Origin of the sequence: Streptomyces sp. NPDC001744 (assembly GCF_042892575.1) — a bacterium.
In the GTDB taxonomy this organism is placed as follows: Bacteria; Actinomycetota; Actinomycetes; order Streptomycetales; family Streptomycetaceae; genus Streptomyces.
In genome coordinates, this window is record NZ_JBIAUG010000027.1 from 62,971 (window position 1) to 82,412 (window position 19,442).

The window sequence follows — 19,442 nt, forward strand, 5'->3', positions numbered from 1 at the left end:
GGGAAGTCCCGGTCCGGGGTGGTGTTCTATCTGGCCAGATAAATCGCGCTACACGGCCCGCAGGCGGCGCGGGGTGCGGGCCGGGGGAGGGTTGCCCGGGTCGGGCCAGTCGTCGGCGGACAGGCCGTACGTGGGCGGCTCCCAGCTCGCCGGGGCGTAGTGCCGGTAGACGTCCTCCCACGGCGCCTTGAAGTACGCCGGCAGCAGGCCGCCGCGGTTCGGGATCGGCGCGGGCGCGGCCGCGTTCTGCTCGCGGACCTGCTCGGCGACGCGCTCGGCGTGGTCGACGTGCCGCTTGCAGAACCAGCGCGGGATCGTCCAGCCGGTCCGCGGGTCCAGCTCCAGCACCTTGTGGTGGGAGTCGGCGCCGCAGATCCTGCGCTCGTTGCGGACGTCGACCGGCGGGACGTAGCCCGGGCCGACGTGCACGACCGGTTCGGGCAGCGGCCGCAGCGGCACCGCCGCCGTCTCGTCCTCGGTGGTGGCGGGGCGGCGCGGCCGGTAGACGTACGGTCGCAGGCGCGGGGCCTCGCAGCCCGGAGCCTGCCCGGGGCCCCAGTCGGCCGCCGCGCGGGGCGGCTCGTAGCGGGGCGCGTCGTCGGCGACCAGGGCGTCGAAGCGGGGGTGGCCCGTTGTCGTGCTCCGGCCCAGGGCGCGGGCGGCGGTGTTCAGCACCCGCCCGGGCTCGCCGGGGGCGACGAAGAGGGCGTACGCCACGGCGAGCAGCAGCTCCCGCGCCGGCGGGGCGGCCCGCCGGTCGCCGTAGATCCGGTGGACGGTCTCCGCGTACGTCTCCGCCCGGTCCAGGCGCGGGGCGTCGGCGGCCGCGCTCATCCGAAGACCTCCACCAGGCGGAGCGTCACCGCGGGCTCGTGCAGCCGCTGCTTCTTCAGGTAGTAGTTCCAGGTCCGGGTGTCGCAGCGCTGCGGGATGCCGTCGCCCGGGTCGAAGTCGACCGTGCCGCCGAAGTCGAGGTAGACGTCCTGGGTGAGGACGGCGGCCAGTTCGGCGGCGTCGTACATCGGCTCCAGGCCCTGGAAGACCCGCTGTCGGTCGACCCGGACCCGGGTCGAGGCGGTACGCACCTCCAGGGCGAGCGGGGAGAGCGCGGCCCACTCCAGCAGCACGTCGCCGTGGCACGGCTCGCCGGGCTCGCACGGGCAGGCCAGGTCCATGCCGCGCAGCTCCGGCAGCCGGGTGAGGATCTTCTCCCGGCGCCGGTCGCTCTCGTCGGAGGTCCAGTTGGACCGGCTGCCGCGCAGCCACGGGCGGAACTCGGCGACGGCCGTCTGTCGAGCCTCCGGCTCCTGGTAGCCGATGTCCACGAGCTGCGCGACGGTGAACGGGTTGCCGAAGTCGGACGTGCGGTCCACGATCATGCACCGCTCGGGCTTGCGCCAGCCCTTGGTGCGCTGACGCTGGATACGGGTGCAGGTACGCATCGGATGCGGTCCTTTCGCTGGTCAGAGGCGGGATGGGTCGGTCAGTGCGTCGGCCGCGCGTGGATCGGGATGTGGATCTCCCCACCGCCGCAGTCGAAGTCGGCCCACTCGTGCTCGGGGGCGAGCGCCCAGCCGTTGTCCGTCGCGGCGCGCACCGTCTCCCGGACCGCCTCGGTCCTGCTGGCGTAGTCGCCGAGCGCCACGGACGCGAGCGGCAGGGCGAAGTCGGAGGTGTAGGTGTCCACCGAGGCCAGCCACTGGCCGCCGCTCTGGAGGAGCAGGAGGTGGGTGGCCACCAGACCGGCGCGGGCGGCGAGTTCGAGGTAGCGGGCCTGGTCGGTCTGCATGACCAGCCCCTCGTACTCCGGGAAGAAGTCGGCGAGGTCGTCGCGCGCCTCCTCGTCGCCTTCCTGCGCCTTGCGCAGTACGGCGACGGCGTCCGCGATCCGCTCGGGGGCGATGATGTCGTTGGACACGGTGGCTCCTGTCGGGGCGGGTTCGATGTGGTGAACGGCGGTGAAGCCCTCGCTGAGTAGCTGATCAGCGGTGGGAAGCTGAGCGTGCATTTCTCGCAGCACGTCCAAGGGAACGGTGCGCTCCCGTGCCGCATTGCGGGCCTCGCAGACCTCCACCGGAGTGTCGAAGAGGACGGCGACGGCGGGGCGGTCGAACGCGTCGGCGCGGGCGAGGAGATCGGCCCGCGCGGCGGACGTGATGCTGGTGGAGTCGCACACCGTGGTGAGACCTCGGCGGAGCCTCCCCTCCAGCACCAGCGCGCGGATCGCGAGCGCTTCCTCGCTGGCACCCTGGTCGGCCTCGGAGTCGGTGAGCCAGCCGCGGTAGGCGTCCAGCGACACCCGCCACGTCGCGGGGAACCACCGGGCCACGGCCGTCGACTTCCCACTTGCGGGAGGACCGACCGCGACGACGAGCGTCCCCGGCTCCAGGACGAACGGCGCACCGAACGGGCCCGTGGGCTCCTCGTCGTCCTCGTCGGGGCCGTCCTGCGAGGCCAGTTCGGCGGTCGCCTCCAGGTCGAGGTGGCCGGTGCCGTGGTAGACGAACACGGCGCCGGCGGCGTCGGTCTCGGTGTACGAGGGCAGCGCGTCGTCGTGGTCCTCGTTGCCGGTGCCGTACGTACGGCACCCGCACTCGGGGTCGGGGCAGCGCCAGATGTCCTCACCGTCGACCGTCGCCGGGACGGTCGTGGTCGAGCACTCCGGGCACGGCGGGGTGCTGGTCGTCGTCATCCCTGCCCCCCGGTCATCCGCTCCACGGCGGCGGTCAGCTCGCCGCGCTCGGCGGCCTCCTCTGCCTCGGTCAGCCGCCGCAGGGCGTCCGCGACGGTGACCTTCGGGTCGACGCGGGCGGCCTCCGTGAGCGGCTGGTTCAGCGCCTCGTAGCCGGTGGTGTAGCCCTCGTGGTAGCGGCACAGCCGGTCGAGTTCACCGCAGGCCGGGCAGTTCTCCCAGTCGGCGGCGTCGTACGGCTCGATCTCCATCGGCACGTCGCCGGTGGCGGGCAGCTCCAGCGCGGCGTGCGGCCGGGCCACACCGAGAACGCGCAGCGACCAGTCCTCGGGCAGCGCGCGCACCTGCATGGCGAGCGCGGCGGCCACGGCGGGCTGATGCTCGGTGAGGTGCTGCCACAGCGTGTCCGCCGTGGTCAGCGCGTCGGGCGATAACGTCATGTCCATTCCTCTCGCGGGGAGTTGATCAGAAGGAGCGGTGCATCCAAGCGGGGAAGACGGCGGCGCAGGGGCGGCAGCGGAGCCGTCCCAGCACCAGGCGCCACCCGGCGGCGGCCGCCCAGACGAAGTTGATGTCCGTCATCCCGCAGCCGGTGCACTCGGGCTGTACCGGACGGCTCACCGGACGATTCCGCGCCGTCCGAGGACGTAGCCGAGGGCGCCGCTGGCGGCGACCTGGACGGCGACCAGGACCGCGCCCCCGGCGAGGAGGCGGGTCATGCTCAGGTCGTCGGCGCCGGGGAACCAGACGGCGGCCGCCGCGGCGATGCCGAGCAGTCCGGCCGGCAGGACGGCGAACAGGATCAGGCGCGGGGTCATCATGTGGTGCCGCCTCTCGGGGAGTTGAGGTTGGGGTGGATGGCGTCGAGCGCGGCCCGCTCGCTGGTCCAGGGCCCGCGTTCGGTGTCCCGGCTCGGGTCGGTCGGCACGGCCCACCACTGGCGCGGCGCGCGGCGTACGACCCGGAACCGCCGGCCGGACCACCAGCGGTCGCGGGGGAGGCCCATCCAGGCGTCCCGCCCGCGGGCCCACTCCTCGGTGCCGACGGCCTGCGCGATCTGCTCCAGCAGGTCACGGCGCCGGATGTGCGCGAAGATCAGGCCGCCGCCGGTCCCGGCTTGCAGGTGCTTCGCCCAGAGCGCGTGAGCGCTGCCGTGCAGGTGGTCCGTGTACGGCTCCGCCGACCACAGCGGGCTCCGCGACCGGTGGGCGTGGCGCACGACGAGGACGACGCCGTCCAGGTCGACGTACTGCGTCTCCCGGTACCGCGTGCTGCGCGGGGCCTGCCCGGTCATCGGGTCGGTGTAGCTCAGGCGGATGTAGGCGCCCTTCACGCCTGCCCCTGCTCGGGCTCGGGCAGCGGCACCCAGGTGCCGGTCAGCCGGTCCAGGGCCACCCACGTGCCGTCCGCGCGCCGGTCGGCGTAGGCGTTGGTCTGCTGGCTGCGCTCGGTCCAGACGGTGACGCCGCCGGGGACACCGAGGTCGTCCAGGAACTTCCGGGCCTCCCGGAAGGTGGTGGAGCGCTGCTCGCGTCCGGCGACCCGGATGACCTCCCCGTCCGGCTTGGTCCGGGTGGTGCTCTCGGTGGCGTAGAAGACCCGCTTGGCGCGGCGCGGGATGCGGGTGGTCACGGTCAGCTCCTCGGGGTGTGGTCGGCGTCGAGGGCGGTGTCGAGGTGGGAGGCGTTGCCCTGCTCGTCCGCCTCGTACGGCTTGAGGCAGACGTGGCACTCCATCACTCCGTCGTCGTCCTGGTCGTCGTCGGCCGGGAGCGAACCGCCGTCCAGGTCAACGAGGTTGTAGCCCTTGAGCATCGACGGGTCGAGCGTCCGGGACGACGAGGTCTTGCCCGCGCCGCCGGGGTACATCCCCACCGCCCGGGCCGCCTGCTGCGTGTAGGCGAGGCGGGCGAAGGCCGCACGGAAGACCGGGACGAGGTCCCGGCTCATCATGTACGCCTCAGCCTTCTGCCAGGACGGGTGATCGGGGTCGTCCACCCGCTCGATCGGGGCCGGGGTGCCCTCCGGCCACCAGCCCTCGCGCACCCCGCGCGGGATGGCACGGGCCAGGGCGACGGTGGGGCCGTTGAGCTTGCCGACCGCCGCGCGCAGCGTCTCCGCCTCGGCGCGGCCGTCTCCGTCGACCACGACAAGCCGGGCGAAGGTGCGGGCACCGGAGGGCAGCGAGCGGAGGTAGCGCTCGGCGCGCTCCTCCGTCCACCCCTGTTCGATCGTGCTGATGGACAGGTTCGCGCCCTGCTGTGCGGCGAGCTGGAGCACCTCCCGGGCGAATTCCTCGCTTGCTCCCTTAATGATGATCTCCATGCGAGCCTTCCGACAGATTCTTGCCCGGTTCTCCGGGTTCTGATGGGTGAGTCTGCCCCTCCGACCCCCTCCCTGTCTACACCCCGGAGAATCAGACCAGAAATCTAGACACGATCGGGTGATGTGGTGGACCGGGGCGTCTCGGCTCGGATAACGTGCCATATCCGAGGCGATAAACCGGACATGACGACAGGTCAGCGAACGGTCCGCCGAGACGAGAGGAATCGAACGGACGTGCCCCAGATCGACACCCCGACCGACACGGTCCCGGCCGCCACCCTCTACGAGTGGCAGCGCCGCGCACAGCGGCACCTCGCCGACCTCATCGAGCACGGTGCGAAGAACGGTCTGCCCCCGCTGGGGTGGTCGCTCGCCACGAACGGCAACCTCATCGGCGCGGCCGACAGCCTGAGCTACACCCCCGAGCAGCAGCGCGCGGCCGTCAAGCAGTGGGCCGACCACGTCGGCGTGCCGGTGGACACCGACCACGTCAACGGCCGCGAGGAGCTGTACGCCGGGTGGAAGGACGACGACCGCCGCACCCGCGGCTGCTTCCGCGCCACCATCTTCGTGCACCGCGAGGGCGCGTGATGCCGACCTTCCTCATCGTCACCGCCGTGGTGGCCGCCGCGTTCATGGCCCGGTTCTACGTGGCCGTGCTGCGGGTGCACGCCGGACGGGCGAAGAACGTGGCCGAGGGCATGCTGCCCCAGCGCCTCGTCACCCGCCGTCTGATCCGCCAGATCCACCGGGAGAACGGCCGATGACCGTCCCCGTCGAGACGCCGGCGCCGCAGGCAACTCCCGTCGGGCCGGGGCAGCTTGCCCTGTTCCGGGTGCGGTCCCGCCCGAGCATCACCATCGACTACGCCCGCCCCGACGGCGGCCCGCTCACCGACGCCGACTTCGAGCACCTCGCCCGGATCGCCCGGGCCGCAACCACACGAAAGGGTGACTGAGCCCATGCCGCTGAACGTGCCCGTCACTATCACCCTGCCGCCGATAGACCGGTCGTACACGGTGCACACCGACCGCCAGCGCTGGAGCGCCGAGCAGCTCGCCGCCGAGCCCGACGGCCGCGCCGCGCAGGAGGCAGCGGTCCGCGAAGGCGTCCGCAAGGCCGCCTCCACCTGCGCCTACGCACAGCTCACCGAGCCGGACATCGACACCGCCGCGCACCCGGACGGGTCGGTGACGATGACCGGCCGCGTGCTGTGCGACGAGAGCGACTGCCACAGCGCCGCCCAGCGTCACCACTTCGACGCCGCCGAGTCGATCGAGGCCAAGGCCGCCGCCGACTGGGTCGCCCAGAAGGAACTGGACCTCGCGCCCGGGGAACTCGCCGTCCACCAGGAGCGCGTTCGTACGGGCTACTACGACAAGCGGGACCAGCGGCGTGCGTCGCTCGGGTTCGTGCTGGTCGGGGTCCTCTGCGTGGCCGCCGGCGGAGGCATGGGCCAGTACGACTACACCAAGCCCAAGGGCACCTCCCCCGGCACCAACATCAACGTGTGGATCTGGACGAACGTCGACTCCCTCTGCAACCACCTGGCGTTCCCCGCACTCGTCGCCGGAACGCTGCTCATCATGTTCGGCGTCTGCCGTCTCGCCATCACCAACGCCACCGCCCACTAGATCGAGAGGCCACACTCATGCCGCTGTCCGTACCGCTGCTCCTCGTACCGGGAGAGCCGGACCGCCACTACACCGTCCACACCCAGCGCGCCCGCTGGGACGACGCCAAGCTCGCCGAGCACGGCAACCGGGGCGTCTCCGCACTGATGGAGGCCGCCCGCGAGGGCCTGCGGTTCGTCTCCGAGTGCGTCGCCGCCGAGCTGGCCGACGCCGACGTCGCGGTGATCCAGCACCCCGACGGAGCCGAGGCCGTGGCCCGTGTCCTCTGCGACTCCGACATCTGCGCCGCCGTCGCCGAGCAGTACCACCGGGACGCCGACGAGGACGCCGAGGCCGAGGCAGCCCGCGCGTGGGCCGCCACCCAGCTCCAGGACCAGACCGTGGAACTCCTCAAGCTCCGCGCCGAGTTGGAGAAGGGCACCCCCGGCAAGACGATCGCGTCGGCGAAGGACATGCTCGCCGCGGTGCTGGCCGTCCAGCAGGAGCGCACCGGCGGCTCCACCGACCGCGTCGTGCTGATGCTGGACGAGGCCGCCTACCTCGCGCGGGAGAGCGGCCTGCTCCCCGACGGCACCCCGGAGGGCGCCCGCGAGGAGATCGCCCGGCTGATCCGGCAGGGCCGCAAGCCGTACCCGAGCGAGACCGGCGACGGGGCCTTCGTGGGCGAGATGGGCCGGGGCACGACCCGGTTCGTCCCCCACCGCCTCACCGACATCGACAGCTCCTCCGACTCCGTGACCTGGGTGGGCCCGGCGCGCGGGGCCGTGCCGATGCTCCCGGTCAACGAGGCGCTGGACTACCTGGGGCGGCAGAACGCCACCGAGCTGACGCCCGAGCACCTGGTGCGCGAGACCGTGGAGGTGGCCCGCACCGTCGCCGCCGGCGGGGCCCCGAAGGCGGCCGTGATGCGGCTCGGCGAGCTGTCCCGCGAGGTCGCGCGCCGCTGCGACGCGGAGCCGAGCCCGGCGTGCCCCGCCGACTGCGAGCCGGAGGACGACCCCGGGCTCGCCATGCTGCACCGCGTCGGCTACCGGCCCCGCGCCGTGAGCGTCGGCGAGGTCCGCGCCGCACGGCGCGGCGCCGGTCGGGACTGGTCGTGGCGCACGCTCCCCGACATCCTGCCGGACGACGACGGCGACACCCTGGTCCTGGTTTACTGCGAGCCCACGCCGGGCCTCGCGCTGCTGGAGCACATCCGCACCGGCATCGAGCAGGCCGTGCAGAACGACACCACCCTCCTGCTGCGCTGGCTCACTGCGGACGGGAAGTGACGGCCCGATGAGCAGTTCCGACGCCATCGCCGCCCACCTGGAGTGGCAGCCGTTCGCCCACGGGCCGGACTGCGCCAAGCCCGTCTGGGAGGTCGACCAGCAGACCGAGTCCGACGCGCTGCGCTCCCGCCGGGAAGGCCCTGAGCACGCGTGCCCCAACGAGGAGTGCGGCCACCGCGACCACTACGACCGGATCACCGTGCGGGTGCTGTGCCGCTCGTGCGGCAGGGTCCACCTGGTCAGCGGCGAGGAGCACCGCACCCGGACGACCACCACGGTGCGCACCGGGTACGGGCAGCCGCCCAGGCGGGTGGCCGGGCTGTGGCTCTACCCGGGTCCGCCGCTGCTCAACCTGCGGGACTACACCACGCCCGGCGCCTACCTCTGCTCCCGCCAGAAGGTCGACCGGCTGTCCGAGAAGGACATCGTCGGCGTCGTCACCGAGGGCCGGGGCAAGCGCGGCGGCACGGTGTGGCACGCGGCCATCGGGCCCGAGTTCTACCCGCCCGCCCGTGGCCTGTCGGGCTACGCGACGTGGGCGAAGAACAGCGGCGAGAAGCCGTTCGCGTCCTTCACCGCGGGGGCGAAGTGGGTGGCGGCGGAGCTGGACGCGGCCGCCGCCGAAGAGGAGGCACAGGCCCAGTGAGCGGCAACCAGGACGCGGCGATCGACGCCGTCAAGCAGCAGCTCCCGTCGGCGGCGCAGGCGTTCGCCACGTGGCCGGCGGCGCTGCCGACGGGACCGTTCGCCCTCTACGGCGACATCGCCCTGTACCAGAGCGGCGGGTTCGAGGACCCGCGCCTCGTGCTCTACACCGGGGTCAGCCGCCTGCCGACGCTGACCGTGGGCTGGTGCCTGTTCGGCGCCTCCCGCAACGTCCAGCCCGGCAAGGACAAGGACACGCTGCCGAGCGGCGCCCGGGAAACCCTGAACGACACCACCGTGGTGCGCGCCTTGCAGCTCCTCGCCGTCGACCACCCGGAGACCGACGAGGCCGCGGTCGAGGCGCTCGCGGTGCCCGGGGTGACCGGCTCCCTGGCGGCCCTCGCGTCCGCCGTCCACCAGGCCCACGAAGGCCGGGCCGTCCCGCTCGGCTGCGAGGTCGGCACCTACGTCTACGCACACCACCGCGGGCCCGTCCGTGTGGGCACCGTCACCGCCGACGTGGTGCTGATCGGCAGCCCCATCTGGATCGCCAGGACCGAGACGAAGGAGGACCAGGACCAGTGAGCACCACGGACCGGATCGACGGCACGGCCGTCGTCACAGCGTTCTACGAGGACCGGATCACCGAGGCGGAGAAGGAGGTCGAGGCGGCCCGGGCCGCGCTCGCCGCCGCCGAGGCCAAGGTCGAGCAGCGGCAGGGCGAGCGGGACGCGTTCGTCCGGGACGGCTCGCTGCACCCGGCCACCTACAACTCGGACACCGGGCGGCCGGAGTGGGAGTTGTGCCTGTGGGCGCAGACCCGCAGCGCCCGCGTCTCCTTCAAGGACCTGACGCCCGCCGGTGACGCCACCTTCCGGCGACTGCGGGACGAGGAGAAGGCGCTCCACCAGTGGCTGCGCGAGCACGGCCGCACCGTCCCCGCACCGTTCGGAGAGAAGGCATGACCGACCAGCACACCACCCCGCAGGCCGCCGAGACCCGCCGTCCCGGCGATGTTCCGGCCGGCACGCCGCTCACCTCCCTCGCACAGCAGCGCGCCGAGGCCGGTGAGCGCCTGCGGACCGAGCACGACCGCGACCAGGACGCCGTCGTCGGCGACGCCCTGACGCAGCTCGCCGTGGGCGAGGCGATCCGGCGGGCCGTGCGCAGCGAACGCGGCGGCATGGTCGCGCAGGCGCTGCGACTCGGGGCGACGTGGGACCAGGTCGCGGCCGCGCTCGACACCACGGTGTTGGCGGCCGTTGACGACCTGCGGCTGTGGGCGGAAGGGCAGCGCACCCTCTACCACCAGCACCTCGCGGACGGCGCGGACATCCTGGTCGGTCTGGACGAGGAGGCGTACGACGAGGTGACGCGCTGGGTCGCGTTCGGCCTCGGGTGGGCCGCCGTCGAGAACCGCGACGCCCGTACGGAGCGGGCGGCCCTGCTGCGGGCGGCGGTCGCCGCGGCGCCGATGGTGGACACCGTGGGCGAGCTGCGGGCCCTGCTGGAGCAGCTCCCCGACGAGATGCCGCTGTCCCTGGACCACCACACCCGGGCACTGCCCGGCGAGCAGAACGAAGTGCACACCATCCACCCCCGGCTGGTCGCCACCGTGTCCGGGCTCGCCACCGAGGCGGAGACCTCCCAGCCAGGGCTGATGCTCACCCAGGTGTTCGTGCCGTTCCCGGCCGAGGACGAGGAGCAGGCCGCCGTCGCCACCCGTGACGATCTGCCCGCGTACGACGACCTTCCCCGCGCCGCCCACCACCTGGAGCGCGGAGAGCTGCGCGCCGGACTCAAGGCCAGCGCCGTGGTGCTGGAGGAGATCGCGCACCTGGTGGGCGAGGTCGCGGCGGACTGCACCGAGCACGACGAGGACGGCTCCCAGCTCCGGGTCGAGGCCAAGCGGATCACCCACACCGCCGAGCGGGTCGGCAAGCTCGCCGAGACGGTGGAGGAGGTCGCCGAGTGACAACCGCGACGGACCGCTACTTCCGCGGCATCACGGTGGCAGTGCCCGAGGCCCCCTACTACCGCACTCGCACCGATGTGGTGCTGACCGGCCCCGATGACATCCGCGCCGACCTGTATCAGGGTGCTCAGAACCACGCAGAGGCGGAGTTCGGCCTGCGGTTCGACCGCTACTCCACGACGTGGTTCGATCTCTCTCCCAACGTTCTCGTTCACTTGGACGAGCCGCCCCTTCCGGTCTTCTGGACCTTGGCCGTGGCGTGGCGCGACCACTCCGGCGAGCGGCAGTACAGCAGTTGGGGTAGCTCGTTGGCGCTCCCGCACGACACCCGCTTGGGTCTGCTCGACTCGGTTCGGCAGACGGCTGTGAAGGAACACGGGGTTCCCGAGGACCACGGGGTGCTCTCCTTCAGTTGTGGACCTGCTCGACTGGGTGAGGCCCGATGACGACTGCCGAGGAGTGCGGGGCCGCGCTGGAGCCGGTGGAGGTGGTCGACGCCGAGCTGGTCGAGGACGACGACGCCCCCGGCGCCGGCGCGGTCGCCGTGCGCGACCCGGTGGCCGCCGTCCTCCAGGCCCTGGACACGGACGCCAAGCAGCACCTGGAGGACATCCGGCCGAAGAAGACCAAGGACGGCTACAAGCGGGACTGGGAGATCTGGGGCGAGTTCCACGACTGGCTCGCGGAACAGAAGGGCACCCGCCTGCCGCTCAGCACCATCACGGTCGGCACCTTCGTCGGCTTCGTCGTCTACCTGGACCAGGTGGTCGAGGCGCCGCCGAACACGATCGAGCGCAGGATCACCGGCGTCACCTCGGAGGCCCGCAAGCGCGGCTTCACCGTGCCGAAGGAGGCCACCGAGGCGGCCCGGCGTGCGTTGAAGCCGCTCCGGCTGGACAAGGAGCGCCAGAAGCGCGGCCGCGGCAAGGCCGCCTCGCTCAGCCCGGCTGACCTGCGGGCGATGGCGGAGGCCCCGCGCGAGCGCACGCCGGAGCCGACGGCGCGGCGCCGCAGGGTCTACCGGGTGCCGGAGTTGGCCCGGCTGCGGGACCAGGCGCTCAACGCCATCAAGGTGGCCGTCGCCGGGCGCAACGAGGAGATGTCCGAGCTTGACGACCCGGACATCGTGGTCGTGGACGAGGGGCTGATGGTCAGCGTGCCCTCGGTCAAGGGCCGCCCGGCGCGCAAGGACCCCGTCACGTACGGGGAGAACCGCAGCACGTGCCCGGTGCGCTGCTGGCAGGCGTACCGGCTCGCCAAGCTCGCCGCCGGCGCGGACCCCGACGGCCCGGCGTTCCTGCCGGTCGACCAGTGGGGCCACCAGGGCTCTCAGCGCCTGTCGCCGGACGGTGTCGGTCGCGCCCTCGCCCGCTCCGCGAGGTACGCGGGCCTGACCGGGCGCCGGATCACCGGTCACTCCGCCCGGCGCACGCTGGTCACCCTCGGCATCAAGAACCGCAAGCGCGTCGACAAGCTCCGCCGCCAGGGCGGTTGGTCCGCCAACAGCCCGGTGTTCTGGGAGTACGTGGACGAGGGGGAGGCGTTCGAGGACGCCCCAACGGAGGGAATTGGGCTGTGAAGAGGGAACTCGGCGGCACCTTGTACGAGGGGACGCCTCCAGTGGCCGCCGTGCCGACCGGCCTGCCGATGACCGACGGCACCGTGCTCGCCGCGCTGGTCCTGGTCGTGGAGCCCGATGTGGACGAGGCGGAGGTGAAGGACTTCGTCACCCGCTACCGCATGGCGCCCCGGGGGCAGGTCGCCCGGGCCGCCGACTCGCAGGCCCGCTGGACTCAGGAGGAAGACGGACGGGTGACGATCCAGCTCCTGTGCGAGGAGAGCGCCGCGCGCATCGTCATCCCCGCGGACCCGCGCATCCACCTGTGGACGAACATGGCCCGGCACGGCGGCGGCAGCATCTCCCTGATCGTCTCGCCCGGCCTGGCCGACACCGACCTGACGACCATCGGCCGTCACCTCGGGCCGTACGGCGGCCGGTACTGGCACCTCAGCGTCGGCTGCATCCCGCTCTGACGCCCGATCACACCAGCCCGGACGGCACAGGCCGCGGTGCCGTCCGGCGCGCACCCAGCGCAACCCCTCTCTCCCTGCCCGCGCCGGTCGGTGCCGCGGGGAGCGGGGGTCTGGGGGCCGGCGAAGGCCCCCAGCGGCCACCGGCTCCAGCCCGTACGCATCTGTTCTTACGTGAGGAGATCCCTTGCTCCCCGGCGTCTTCGTCGCCACCCAGGCGACCGCGAACAAGTGGCGGCACCTGACCGCCGTCGCCCGCACCTTCCAGCGCAACCCCGCTCTGGAGGCGGACCGGTACGCCCGCACCATCCAGCAGACCGCGACTGGCGGCGACGCCATCAAGGGCGGCCGGGGCTACGAGGTCGCCCTGTTCGGCGCCCAACAGCTCATGCAGTTCGAGGAGGAGCACGGCCGCTACATCGAGGAGGCCGCGCCCGCCCTCGCCGAGCTGGTCGAGGACGACCGGGACGTGTGGGCCGCGCTGGAGGACCTGACCCGCCACGATTGGAATGCCTTCGAGCGCAGGGTCAGGCAGTTCGAGCGCGCCGGCGGGATGACCCTGGCGACGCTGCTCAGCGCGCTCAGCGGCGCCGCCGCGGTGCTCGACCCCGACGGCACGCTCACCACCTTCACCCTGGACGGCACCGAGGCGCCCCCGTGGTCGCCCCGGCCCCGGCAGGTCGCCGAGTGGCGGCGCCAGCTCGTGGCCCGGCTGGAGGCGCCCGAGACGGCGGAGGGCACGGCCCGGGAGCTGACGGAGGAGCAACTGGCCGCCATCTTCCCGGCCGAGGCGTTCCCGGGCCTGGACCACGGGGGCCGGGCCCGGCTGCTGTGCGAGCAGGAGCGGGACCGGCTGCGGGGTGCGCGCATGTACTACGCGGACGCCGACACCACGGCGGTCGCCACCCGCAAGGCCGCCCGGCCCCGGAAGTCCCCGCTGGACGCCCAGCGCGTTCCGTCCCCGACCGGGTTCCTCGTGTTCGACCAGCCCGTCGACTACGCCCCGGGCATGGCGCCGCTGGTCGCCGCGTCCTGGAGCGTCTGGCAGCCGCCCGGCCGCAGCGAGGACGCCCCGACGACGTGGTCGGTGACCCTGTACGCGCACGCGGCCGCCACGCCGCCGCTCGGGCCGGTCGGGTTCGAGCGGATGACCGCCGGGGACGTGTTCGCCGCGAGGGACAAGGCACAGGACGAGGCCGACTTCGCTTCCCGGGCGATCGTGGCCTGCTGGGACCTGATCACCCAGGAGCGGGTGGGCAAGGGCGTGGTCGACGTCGCCGAGGAGAAGCGCAAGCCGGTCAAGGTCCGCGCGGACCGGCGCCGGGGGATCACCGACGACGGCACGGTGCGGCTGGTGACCATCCGCGGCCGCCAGGAGTCGGTGCCGCGCCCGCGCCGGGAGACGGACGGGACGGGCCCGACCCGCCGCTACGACCGGGGCCGGTGGTGGGTGCACGAGCACACCCGCGATCACTGCATGAACCCCGCCGCGCACCGCGACGGCGGGTGCACCCACCAGGACATCACCGTCCTGGACTATCCCAAGGGCCCGGAGGATCGGCCGTTCCTGGACACGGTGTACGTGGTCAAGGCCGACTGACCGGGCCCCGCTCACGACGAAGGCCTCCGGGAACGTGTCCCGGAGGCCTTCGTCGTACGGCGGGCGGGCCGCCGGTCAGCGGCAGCCGTAGGAGTCGAGGAGTGCGCGCGAGGAGGCGTCCGCCGGGGTCAGGGGGCGGGTGCGGCTCTTGTCGAAGTGCAGCCGGAGCACCTTCGTCGGGGTGGCCCGCGTCGAGCCCTCCACCGTGCCGGGCCACACTTCCATCGGGCGGTCGTCGTTGCCCACGGTCATCGTGATGGCCGACGCCCACCGTTCCCCGTACGGCGTCCCGGACAGGCACGCGCCGGAGCCGCCGAGTTCGTCGGTGTAGCGCTGCCAGGCGGACTTCCAGACCTGCGAGGCGACGGCGTTGGTGCCCCAGACCATCGTGGCCCCGATCACCAGCGCGGCCACCGTGGTGCGGATCGTCAGCCGCCGGCGGTCGAAGCCCATCAGCCGGAACACCCACCAGCCGCCGACCAGGCCCAGCATCCCGGCGGCCACGACCAGGAGCACGGTCCAGGGCCGCCGGTCGAGCAGCGTGCCCGCCTTCGCGAGGACGACGAGGGCCGCCGCCGCGGCGGCGGTCGCGCAGACCGACGCCAGCAGCGGCAGCGCGCTGCCCTGTGTTGCGCTCCGGTCCACCGTCGGGTGCGTCATCGTCTTCCCCCTGCTCGCCGTGCTGGTCGACAGGCAGGATTCCACAGGCGGCCGACCGCCGGGGACGGCTTCCGGGGCCCGTCACTCTTGGGATACTGGCGGGCATGTCCGGCATCACCGACCGTCCGAGTCCCGCCCCCACCGCGCAGGACACCGCCTTCGCCGAGCGCCTCGCCGCACTCGCCGGAGAGGCCCTGTCCAAGCCGACCACGGAGGTGGCCGAACAGCTCCGGGCCCAAAGCGTGCACGTCGCCCTGCTCGAACGGCAGGCGCCCGTCGTCGCGGAGCTGCTGAGCATGTGCCGGGCGGCGGCCGAACGCTGGCAGGCGGGCGGATACGGGCACTTCAGCGTCGCGCGGAACCTGCCCGCCGCGCCCCCGGCCATCGCCAGCCTGCTCCAGTCCGCGATCGACGGCGAGGACGACTCCCAGCTTCATGAGCTGATCGCACGCGCCTGTGCGGCCTCCGTCGAGAACGCGCAGAAGCTGATCGCGATCGGCGCCGGGGTGCACGCGCTGCTCGAAGCCGGGCCCCGCCGCTTCCCCGCGATGGCCACCACCGAGCCGATCGACCCCCGGCGCCTGCCCGACCTGCGGGCCCGGCTGATCAGCGCACAGCAGGGCAAGCCCGCCGTCAACCGGCTCGCCCTCGCCCTGTTCGAGAACACCGGCACCCTCGTGCCGTACCTGAACTCCGCCGACGACGCGGCCCGGGTGCTGCTCGCGCAGGAGAACGACCGGCTCGCCAAGGCCCGGCTGTACCACGTGGACGAGGAGATGACCGAGGCCGCCATCCGCAAGGCGGAGCGCGGCCGCAAGGGTCCGCTGGCCCCGCACCGGGTGCCCGCCCGGCGCGGCTTCATCGCCTTCGGCAAGCCCCTCGTGCGCACCGTCCCGCAGGGCGAGGAACAGCCGGCGGACATCGTCGCAGTGTCCTGGGGGCCGTGGGCCGCCGACTTCGCGCACGCGCCCGGGCATCTGCGGCCGACCCCGGTCGCGGGGCCCCGTCAGCCGTTCTGGCGCTGGTTCGGGCCCGACGGCGTGCGGCACATCGAGGCCTTCGACGGCCGGGAGAAGCCGACGTGGTGGCTCACCTTCTGGTCTCGCCCGACCCATGCCGTCCCCGGCACGCCGCCGCTGCTCGCCGACAACGAGACCACGACCGGCGCCACCGAGACCCCGGGCCCGATGCAGATCGGCACCACCGACGAGGTCGCTCACGTCGTCTACGCGTGCTGGGACTTCATCACCCAGGAGCAGGTCACCAAGCGGCCGATCACCCAGCAGCGCGTCCAGCCGCGCAAGCCCACCGACCTCCGGCGTGACCGGCGCAAGGGCGTCGAGGACGACTCCGCCGTCCACCTCGTCACGCTGCGGGGCCGCCGCCCGGCGCCCGCCGAGTCGACCCCGGCGGCGCCGGCGCCGAGCGGGCGGACGCTGGACTACCGGCAGGTGATCGCGGAGTACGACCGCTCGCACTGCATGAACCCACGCGTGCACCGGGACGACCCCGAGCGAGAGCGCCACCACCACGAGGAGATCACCGTGATCGAGCACGTGCGCGGCCCGGACGGCGCACCGCTGCGCCCGACGCGGGAGTCGCGCACCGTACGCCAGCTCACGGCGGAAACGGCGGCGGCCGCCGAGCCGGAGTAGGTCGGCGGCCGCGGGCGGTCGGGCCGGTCGACAGCCGATACCGTGGCGCCGTGAACTGGAACGATGAGATCGACGGCGGCATGCAGGACGCCTTCCCGATGATGTCCGCCGTCCACGCCGTCCAGGCCTGCGCGGCGCAGGCCCGCGAGCTGGCCCAGGGGGTGAGCGGGCGCGGCGGAGCCGACCTGGTCGGCGTGGGGCCGGACTCGTTCCGGCTGCTGCTCGAACGCGAGCTGGTCGACGTCCACGGCGACGCCGACGCCTGGCTGAGGCACCAGGGGATCACCGTGCTGTGGTTCGCCGGTGGCTCGCGCGGCGCGGCGGCGGATGAAGCCGGGACGCGCACCGAGACGCTGGAGCCGGGAACGGGCCTGATGCTGTGGGTGGCCGCCGACCAGTAGAGACAGGTCGGCGGCCACGGGGAGCCGGGCGGCGCGCGGTCAGCCCGCGCGGGTCGGCAGCTTGGCGAGCGGGGACTGGTGCCCCTTCTTCGTCGCACGCACGGCGTCCCAGTCGATCCGGGACGAGCGCAGCACCCGGTCGAGGTCGGCCTGCCGGTACAGCTTGACGACGATGCCCTTGTACCAGGTGGACACGGTGGTCTCCGAGTGGGTCAGCAGGCCCGCGCGCAGAAGGTGGTCGAAGTCCGCGGGGCGCAGCCCGAGGACGGCCGCCGCGTCGTCCCTGGTGTACGTGCGGCCGGCGGCGGAGGCCCGGGCGACCTTGCGGCGGTCGGTGAAGCGCTCCAGGGTCAGCCCGCAGTACAGGGTGTGCCCCTTGAACTCCCCGCGGCGCGGGAGGTGGTCGCGCCGGGCGAGTTCGGCGGCGGTGCCCGGGTGGACGGTCAGGCCGGTGAACTTCTCCGCGAGGTACTTCTCCGCGCGGTCCGCCCCGACGTCGGGCACGGTGCCGACCGCCGCGCGCACCGCGTCGAGGCGGCCCACGACGTCGTTGAAGACGTCGGCCGACCAGCGGCCGCCGAGGTCGGCGGCGGGGATCAGCTCCAGCCGCAGGGCCCGCTCGAACTGCCACTCCGAGAAGCCGAGCCGGTCGCCGAACTGGCGCGGCCCGTAGTCGCGAAGGGCCTTGAGGGTGGTGGTCACGTACGTCTCTCCTTCGTCGTGAGGGGTCAGAACCGCAGCGCGGATTCCGGCAGGTCGTCGGGCGGGGGCTTGCCCCAGGGGTCGAACGGCGGCTCGTCCGAGTACAGGTGGGCGGGCGGGCGCCACAGCCGCAGCAGGGCCTCGGCGACGCTGTCGCCCTCGCCCTGGCCGATCTCGCCGCCGTCCGGCTCCTTGGCACGCGCGATGTAGCGCTCGGGGATCGGCTCCTGGTCCACCTCCCCGTCCTCGTACGTCGAGCCGGGGTGGCCGTAGTCGTACTCCAGGGTGATCGTGCCGCCGGACCGCAGATGGGCGTCGACGTCGATGCGCTCACCGTCAGGCGGGAGGTCGACCAGAGTGAGGGCGGCGACCAGGGCGACGACCGGACGCCGGTGCCGGGTGAGGATCTGTGGCGCCCCGTCGGGGAAGCGGGTGGCGGCCAGCACCACGTCCGCGAGCCGGGGCCGGGCGGAGGTGAGCGGCCACACCGGGCACCGGCCGGGGTCAGCGACCTTGTCCAGGGGGGCGAGGGCGGCCCACGTCGGGTAGCCCAGGCTCGCCGTGGTGTCCATCGCGATCAGGGTGACGGTGCCGTCCTCGGCGGCCGCCACCAGCTTCCCCCAGCGGGTACGGGCATCCTCCACGCCGACCGCCGCACCCCACTGCTCGACCAGTTCCTTGTACCGGGGAGGCACCCGCGCGGGCACGCCCGTGGGTCCTGCGGGCTTCGTCTCTTCCATGCCAAAACTGTAAGGCGCCTTACGGGATTTACGTAAGGCGCCTTACGGGAATGGCCGGAACGGGTGCACTGGCCAGAAGTGACGGTCAACCCTCGGACCAGTCGATGCCGTGCACGTACAAGGTGGCCTCCGCCAACTCCTCCGGCGTCGCCGGAGGAGGCGGCTCCCGGCGCGGCCGGGGAGGAGGGGGCGGTGGCAGCAGTCCGGCCTGGTGCTCCAGCGCGGCACGCAGGGCGTCCACCGTCGCGCCGGCGCCTGCCTTCCAGCCGAGAGCGGTTGTGCGGGTCAGGCCTTCCGGCGGCCGCGCGGCCTGCTCCACGAGTTCCAGCGCCCGCGCGAGTGCCGACACCTCCACCATCGAGACCAGGGTCGCCGGACCCTCGTACACCATCGTCTGACCGCACGGATTCCAGCTCAGTTCCAGCCGTCGCCGCGCGTACCGTCCCCGGGCCCGGAGTCCTTGCGTCCACTTCTGATCGTTCGTCACGGCCCGACCGTAGGGGCGACGCCGGGAACGACGGGTTCGACACGCACCCCGTCACTCACCCGTGGACTCACCCCAGAAACTCACCTCTTAAGAGGTGAGTTGATCCGGTGGGAAACCCTCCGCGTACGGGGGCGGGCGGGGCTACTCTGGCCGCAGGGTGCGGCGCTTCCCCCGTGGCGCCGCACCCTGACACGACCGAGGGCCGCCCCTCGCACCCGTTGCCGGTGCGAGGGGCGGCCCCATGTCGTGGTCGGTGCTGGAGGTCTACCCGGCTAACGGGTAGGGCTCGCTCTCGCCGGAGGCGAGCAGGGTGAGCCGGTCGGCGGCCGCGGTGGTCGCGGCGACGGGCAACGCCAGGTCCTCGGGCATCAGCGAGGACGGCTTGAGCACGGAGACCGCGCCGTAGACGGCGTCACCCCACATCACCGGGGCGGCGACCGCGCTCCAGCCGGTGACCTCCTCGCGGGAGACGGCGTGACCCGCCTCGCGGATCTGGATCAGGGACGCGGCGTACGCCGCGGTGTCGTGCACCGCGCCGGGCCCGGCGCCGGCGGGGACCGGTTGCTCCAGCACGGAGGCGACCAGGGACGGGGAGAGGTGGGCGGCGATCACGCGGCCGGAGGCG

At 73.3% G+C, this 19,442-nt stretch carries 29 protein-coding genes; 15 read left to right on the forward strand and 14 right to left on the reverse strand.

Annotated features, from left to right (window positions below; translation table 11 throughout):
• Positions 1-48: 48 nt before the first annotated feature.
• The 9 genes from ACFYZY_RS26730 to ACFYZY_RS26770 are packed head-to-tail and all read right to left on the reverse strand — an operon-like array spanning position 49 to position 5,016.
• The gene (locus tag ACFYZY_RS26730; protein ID WP_388698890.1) at positions 49-834 is read right to left on the reverse strand and encodes a hypothetical protein; all 786 of its coding nucleotides are present in this window, start codon (positions 832-834) and stop codon (positions 49-51) included.
• Positions 831-1,442, reverse strand: a complete 612-nt coding sequence (locus ACFYZY_RS26735) for a DUF4326 domain-containing protein (protein ID WP_388698893.1) — start codon at positions 1,440-1,442, stop codon at positions 831-833. Before ACFYZY_RS26735 ends, ACFYZY_RS26730 begins: the two co-directional genes overlap by 4 nt.
• 41 nt (positions 1,443-1,483) lie before the next feature.
• A complete protein-coding gene (locus ACFYZY_RS26740; protein ID WP_388698896.1) occupies positions 1,484-2,692 on the reverse strand; it encodes an AAA family ATPase in 1,209 nt (402 codons plus the stop codon).
• The gene (locus ACFYZY_RS26745; protein ID WP_388698898.1) at positions 2,689-3,132 is read right to left on the reverse strand and encodes a hypothetical protein; all 444 of its coding nucleotides are present in this window, start codon (positions 3,130-3,132) and stop codon (positions 2,689-2,691) included. Before ACFYZY_RS26745 ends, ACFYZY_RS26740 begins: the two co-directional genes overlap by 4 nt.
• 25 nt (positions 3,133-3,157) lie before the next feature.
• The gene (locus tag ACFYZY_RS26750; protein ID WP_388698900.1) at positions 3,158-3,313 is read right to left on the reverse strand and encodes a hypothetical protein; all 156 of its coding nucleotides are present in this window, start codon (positions 3,311-3,313) and stop codon (positions 3,158-3,160) included.
• On the reverse strand, positions 3,310-3,513 hold the full coding sequence (locus ACFYZY_RS26755) for a hypothetical protein (RefSeq protein WP_388698904.1): 204 nt from the start codon (positions 3,511-3,513) through the stop codon (positions 3,310-3,312). Before ACFYZY_RS26755 ends, ACFYZY_RS26750 begins: the two co-directional genes overlap by 4 nt.
• Positions 3,510-4,025 (reverse strand): hypothetical protein, encoded by a 516-nt coding sequence (locus tag ACFYZY_RS26760; protein ID WP_388698907.1) that lies wholly within the window; start codon positions 4,023-4,025, stop codon positions 3,510-3,512. The genes ACFYZY_RS26755 and ACFYZY_RS26760 overlap by 4 nt, the downstream gene beginning before the upstream one ends.
• A complete protein-coding gene (locus ACFYZY_RS26765) occupies positions 4,022-4,324 on the reverse strand; it encodes a hypothetical protein (RefSeq protein WP_388698910.1) in 303 nt (100 codons plus the stop codon). Before ACFYZY_RS26765 ends, ACFYZY_RS26760 begins: the two co-directional genes overlap by 4 nt.
• A gap of 2 nt (positions 4,325-4,326) precedes the next feature.
• Positions 4,327-5,016 (reverse strand): hypothetical protein, encoded by a 690-nt coding sequence (locus ACFYZY_RS26770; RefSeq protein WP_388698913.1) that lies wholly within the window; start codon positions 5,014-5,016, stop codon positions 4,327-4,329.
• A 234-nt stretch (positions 5,017-5,250) separates the two neighbouring features.
• Between ACFYZY_RS26770 and ACFYZY_RS26775 the strand changes: the two genes are divergently transcribed.
• The 13 genes from ACFYZY_RS26775 to ACFYZY_RS26835 all read left to right on the forward strand — a co-directional run bounded on the left by ACFYZY_RS26775 (position 5,251) and on the right by ACFYZY_RS26835 (position 14,172).
• Positions 5,251-5,607 (forward strand): hypothetical protein, encoded by a 357-nt coding sequence (locus ACFYZY_RS26775; RefSeq protein ID WP_388698916.1) that lies wholly within the window; start codon positions 5,251-5,253, stop codon positions 5,605-5,607.
• On the forward strand, positions 5,607-5,783 hold the full coding sequence (locus ACFYZY_RS26780; protein ID WP_388698918.1) for a hypothetical protein: 177 nt from the start codon (positions 5,607-5,609) through the stop codon (positions 5,781-5,783). Before ACFYZY_RS26775 ends, ACFYZY_RS26780 begins: the two co-directional genes overlap by 1 nt.
• Entirely contained in the window at positions 5,780-5,974 is a 195-nt protein-coding gene (locus tag ACFYZY_RS26785) for a hypothetical protein (RefSeq protein WP_388698921.1), read from the forward strand. Before ACFYZY_RS26780 ends, ACFYZY_RS26785 begins: the two co-directional genes overlap by 4 nt.
• Positions 5,975-5,978: 4 nt before the next feature.
• On the forward strand, positions 5,979-6,650 hold the full coding sequence (locus ACFYZY_RS26790; RefSeq protein ID WP_388698923.1) for a hypothetical protein: 672 nt from the start codon (positions 5,979-5,981) through the stop codon (positions 6,648-6,650).
• A gap of 17 nt (positions 6,651-6,667) precedes the next feature.
• Positions 6,668-7,921: a hypothetical protein gene (locus ACFYZY_RS26795; protein WP_388698926.1), complete on the forward strand. Its 1,254-nt coding sequence runs from the start codon at positions 6,668-6,670 to the stop codon at positions 7,919-7,921.
• Between the two features lie 7 nt (positions 7,922-7,928).
• Positions 7,929-8,567: a hypothetical protein gene (locus ACFYZY_RS26800; RefSeq protein ID WP_388698929.1), complete on the forward strand. Its 639-nt coding sequence runs from the start codon at positions 7,929-7,931 to the stop codon at positions 8,565-8,567.
• On the forward strand, positions 8,564-9,151 hold the full coding sequence (locus ACFYZY_RS26805) for a hypothetical protein (RefSeq protein ID WP_388698932.1): 588 nt from the start codon (positions 8,564-8,566) through the stop codon (positions 9,149-9,151). Before ACFYZY_RS26800 ends, ACFYZY_RS26805 begins: the two co-directional genes overlap by 4 nt.
• Entirely contained in the window at positions 9,148-9,531 is a 384-nt protein-coding gene (locus ACFYZY_RS26810; protein ID WP_388698934.1) for a hypothetical protein, read from the forward strand. The genes ACFYZY_RS26805 and ACFYZY_RS26810 overlap by 4 nt, the downstream gene beginning before the upstream one ends.
• On the forward strand, positions 9,528-10,541 hold the full coding sequence (locus ACFYZY_RS26815; protein ID WP_388698937.1) for a hypothetical protein: 1,014 nt from the start codon (positions 9,528-9,530) through the stop codon (positions 10,539-10,541). The genes ACFYZY_RS26810 and ACFYZY_RS26815 overlap by 4 nt, the downstream gene beginning before the upstream one ends.
• Positions 10,538-10,987: a hypothetical protein gene (locus tag ACFYZY_RS26820; RefSeq protein ID WP_388698939.1), complete on the forward strand. Its 450-nt coding sequence runs from the start codon at positions 10,538-10,540 to the stop codon at positions 10,985-10,987. The genes ACFYZY_RS26815 and ACFYZY_RS26820 overlap by 4 nt, the downstream gene beginning before the upstream one ends.
• A complete protein-coding gene (locus ACFYZY_RS26825) occupies positions 10,984-12,120 on the forward strand; it encodes a hypothetical protein (RefSeq protein WP_388698942.1) in 1,137 nt (378 codons plus the stop codon). The genes ACFYZY_RS26820 and ACFYZY_RS26825 overlap by 4 nt, the downstream gene beginning before the upstream one ends.
• A complete protein-coding gene (locus tag ACFYZY_RS26830) occupies positions 12,117-12,575 on the forward strand; it encodes a hypothetical protein (RefSeq protein ID WP_388698945.1) in 459 nt (152 codons plus the stop codon). The genes ACFYZY_RS26825 and ACFYZY_RS26830 overlap by 4 nt, the downstream gene beginning before the upstream one ends.
• A gap of 184 nt (positions 12,576-12,759) precedes the next feature.
• Positions 12,760-14,172: a hypothetical protein gene (locus ACFYZY_RS26835; protein WP_388698947.1), complete on the forward strand. Its 1,413-nt coding sequence runs from the start codon at positions 12,760-12,762 to the stop codon at positions 14,170-14,172.
• 75 nt (positions 14,173-14,247) lie between these two features.
• Here the strand turns inward: ACFYZY_RS26835 and ACFYZY_RS26840 are convergent, their stop codons facing one another.
• Entirely contained in the window at positions 14,248-14,832 is a 585-nt protein-coding gene (locus tag ACFYZY_RS26840; RefSeq protein ID WP_388698950.1) for a hypothetical protein, read from the reverse strand.
• 104 nt (positions 14,833-14,936) lie between these two features.
• On the opposite strand from ACFYZY_RS26840, the gene ACFYZY_RS26845 reads away from it, so the two are divergent.
• Together ACFYZY_RS26845 and ACFYZY_RS26850 are read left to right on the forward strand one after the other, a co-directional pair.
• Entirely contained in the window at positions 14,937-16,487 is a 1,551-nt protein-coding gene (locus tag ACFYZY_RS26845) for a hypothetical protein (protein WP_388698953.1), read from the forward strand.
• Between the two features lie 50 nt (positions 16,488-16,537).
• Entirely contained in the window at positions 16,538-16,888 is a 351-nt protein-coding gene (locus tag ACFYZY_RS26850) for a hypothetical protein (RefSeq protein WP_388698956.1), read from the forward strand.
• A 39-nt stretch (positions 16,889-16,927) separates the two neighbouring features.
• Here ACFYZY_RS26850 and ACFYZY_RS26855 read toward each other — a convergent pair whose 3' ends face one another.
• From ACFYZY_RS26855 to ACFYZY_RS26870, 4 genes are all read right to left on the reverse strand, one after another.
• Positions 16,928-17,590 carry a hypothetical protein gene (locus ACFYZY_RS26855; protein ID WP_388698959.1) on the reverse strand — a complete coding sequence of 221 codons (663 nt, stop codon included), beginning with the start codon at positions 17,588-17,590 and terminating at the stop codon, positions 16,928-16,930.
• 26 nt (positions 17,591-17,616) lie between these two features.
• Positions 17,617-18,330, reverse strand: a complete 714-nt coding sequence (locus ACFYZY_RS26860) for a hypothetical protein (RefSeq protein ID WP_388698963.1) — start codon at positions 18,328-18,330, stop codon at positions 17,617-17,619.
• A gap of 85 nt (positions 18,331-18,415) precedes the next feature.
• Positions 18,416-18,817, reverse strand: a complete 402-nt coding sequence (locus ACFYZY_RS26865; RefSeq protein ID WP_388698965.1) for a hypothetical protein — start codon at positions 18,815-18,817, stop codon at positions 18,416-18,418.
• Positions 18,818-19,081: 264 nt separating this feature from the next.
• Positions 19,082-19,442: IclR family transcriptional regulator C-terminal domain-containing protein (locus tag ACFYZY_RS26870; protein WP_388698968.1), on the reverse strand; the 361-nt coding region annotated here is incomplete at its 5' end.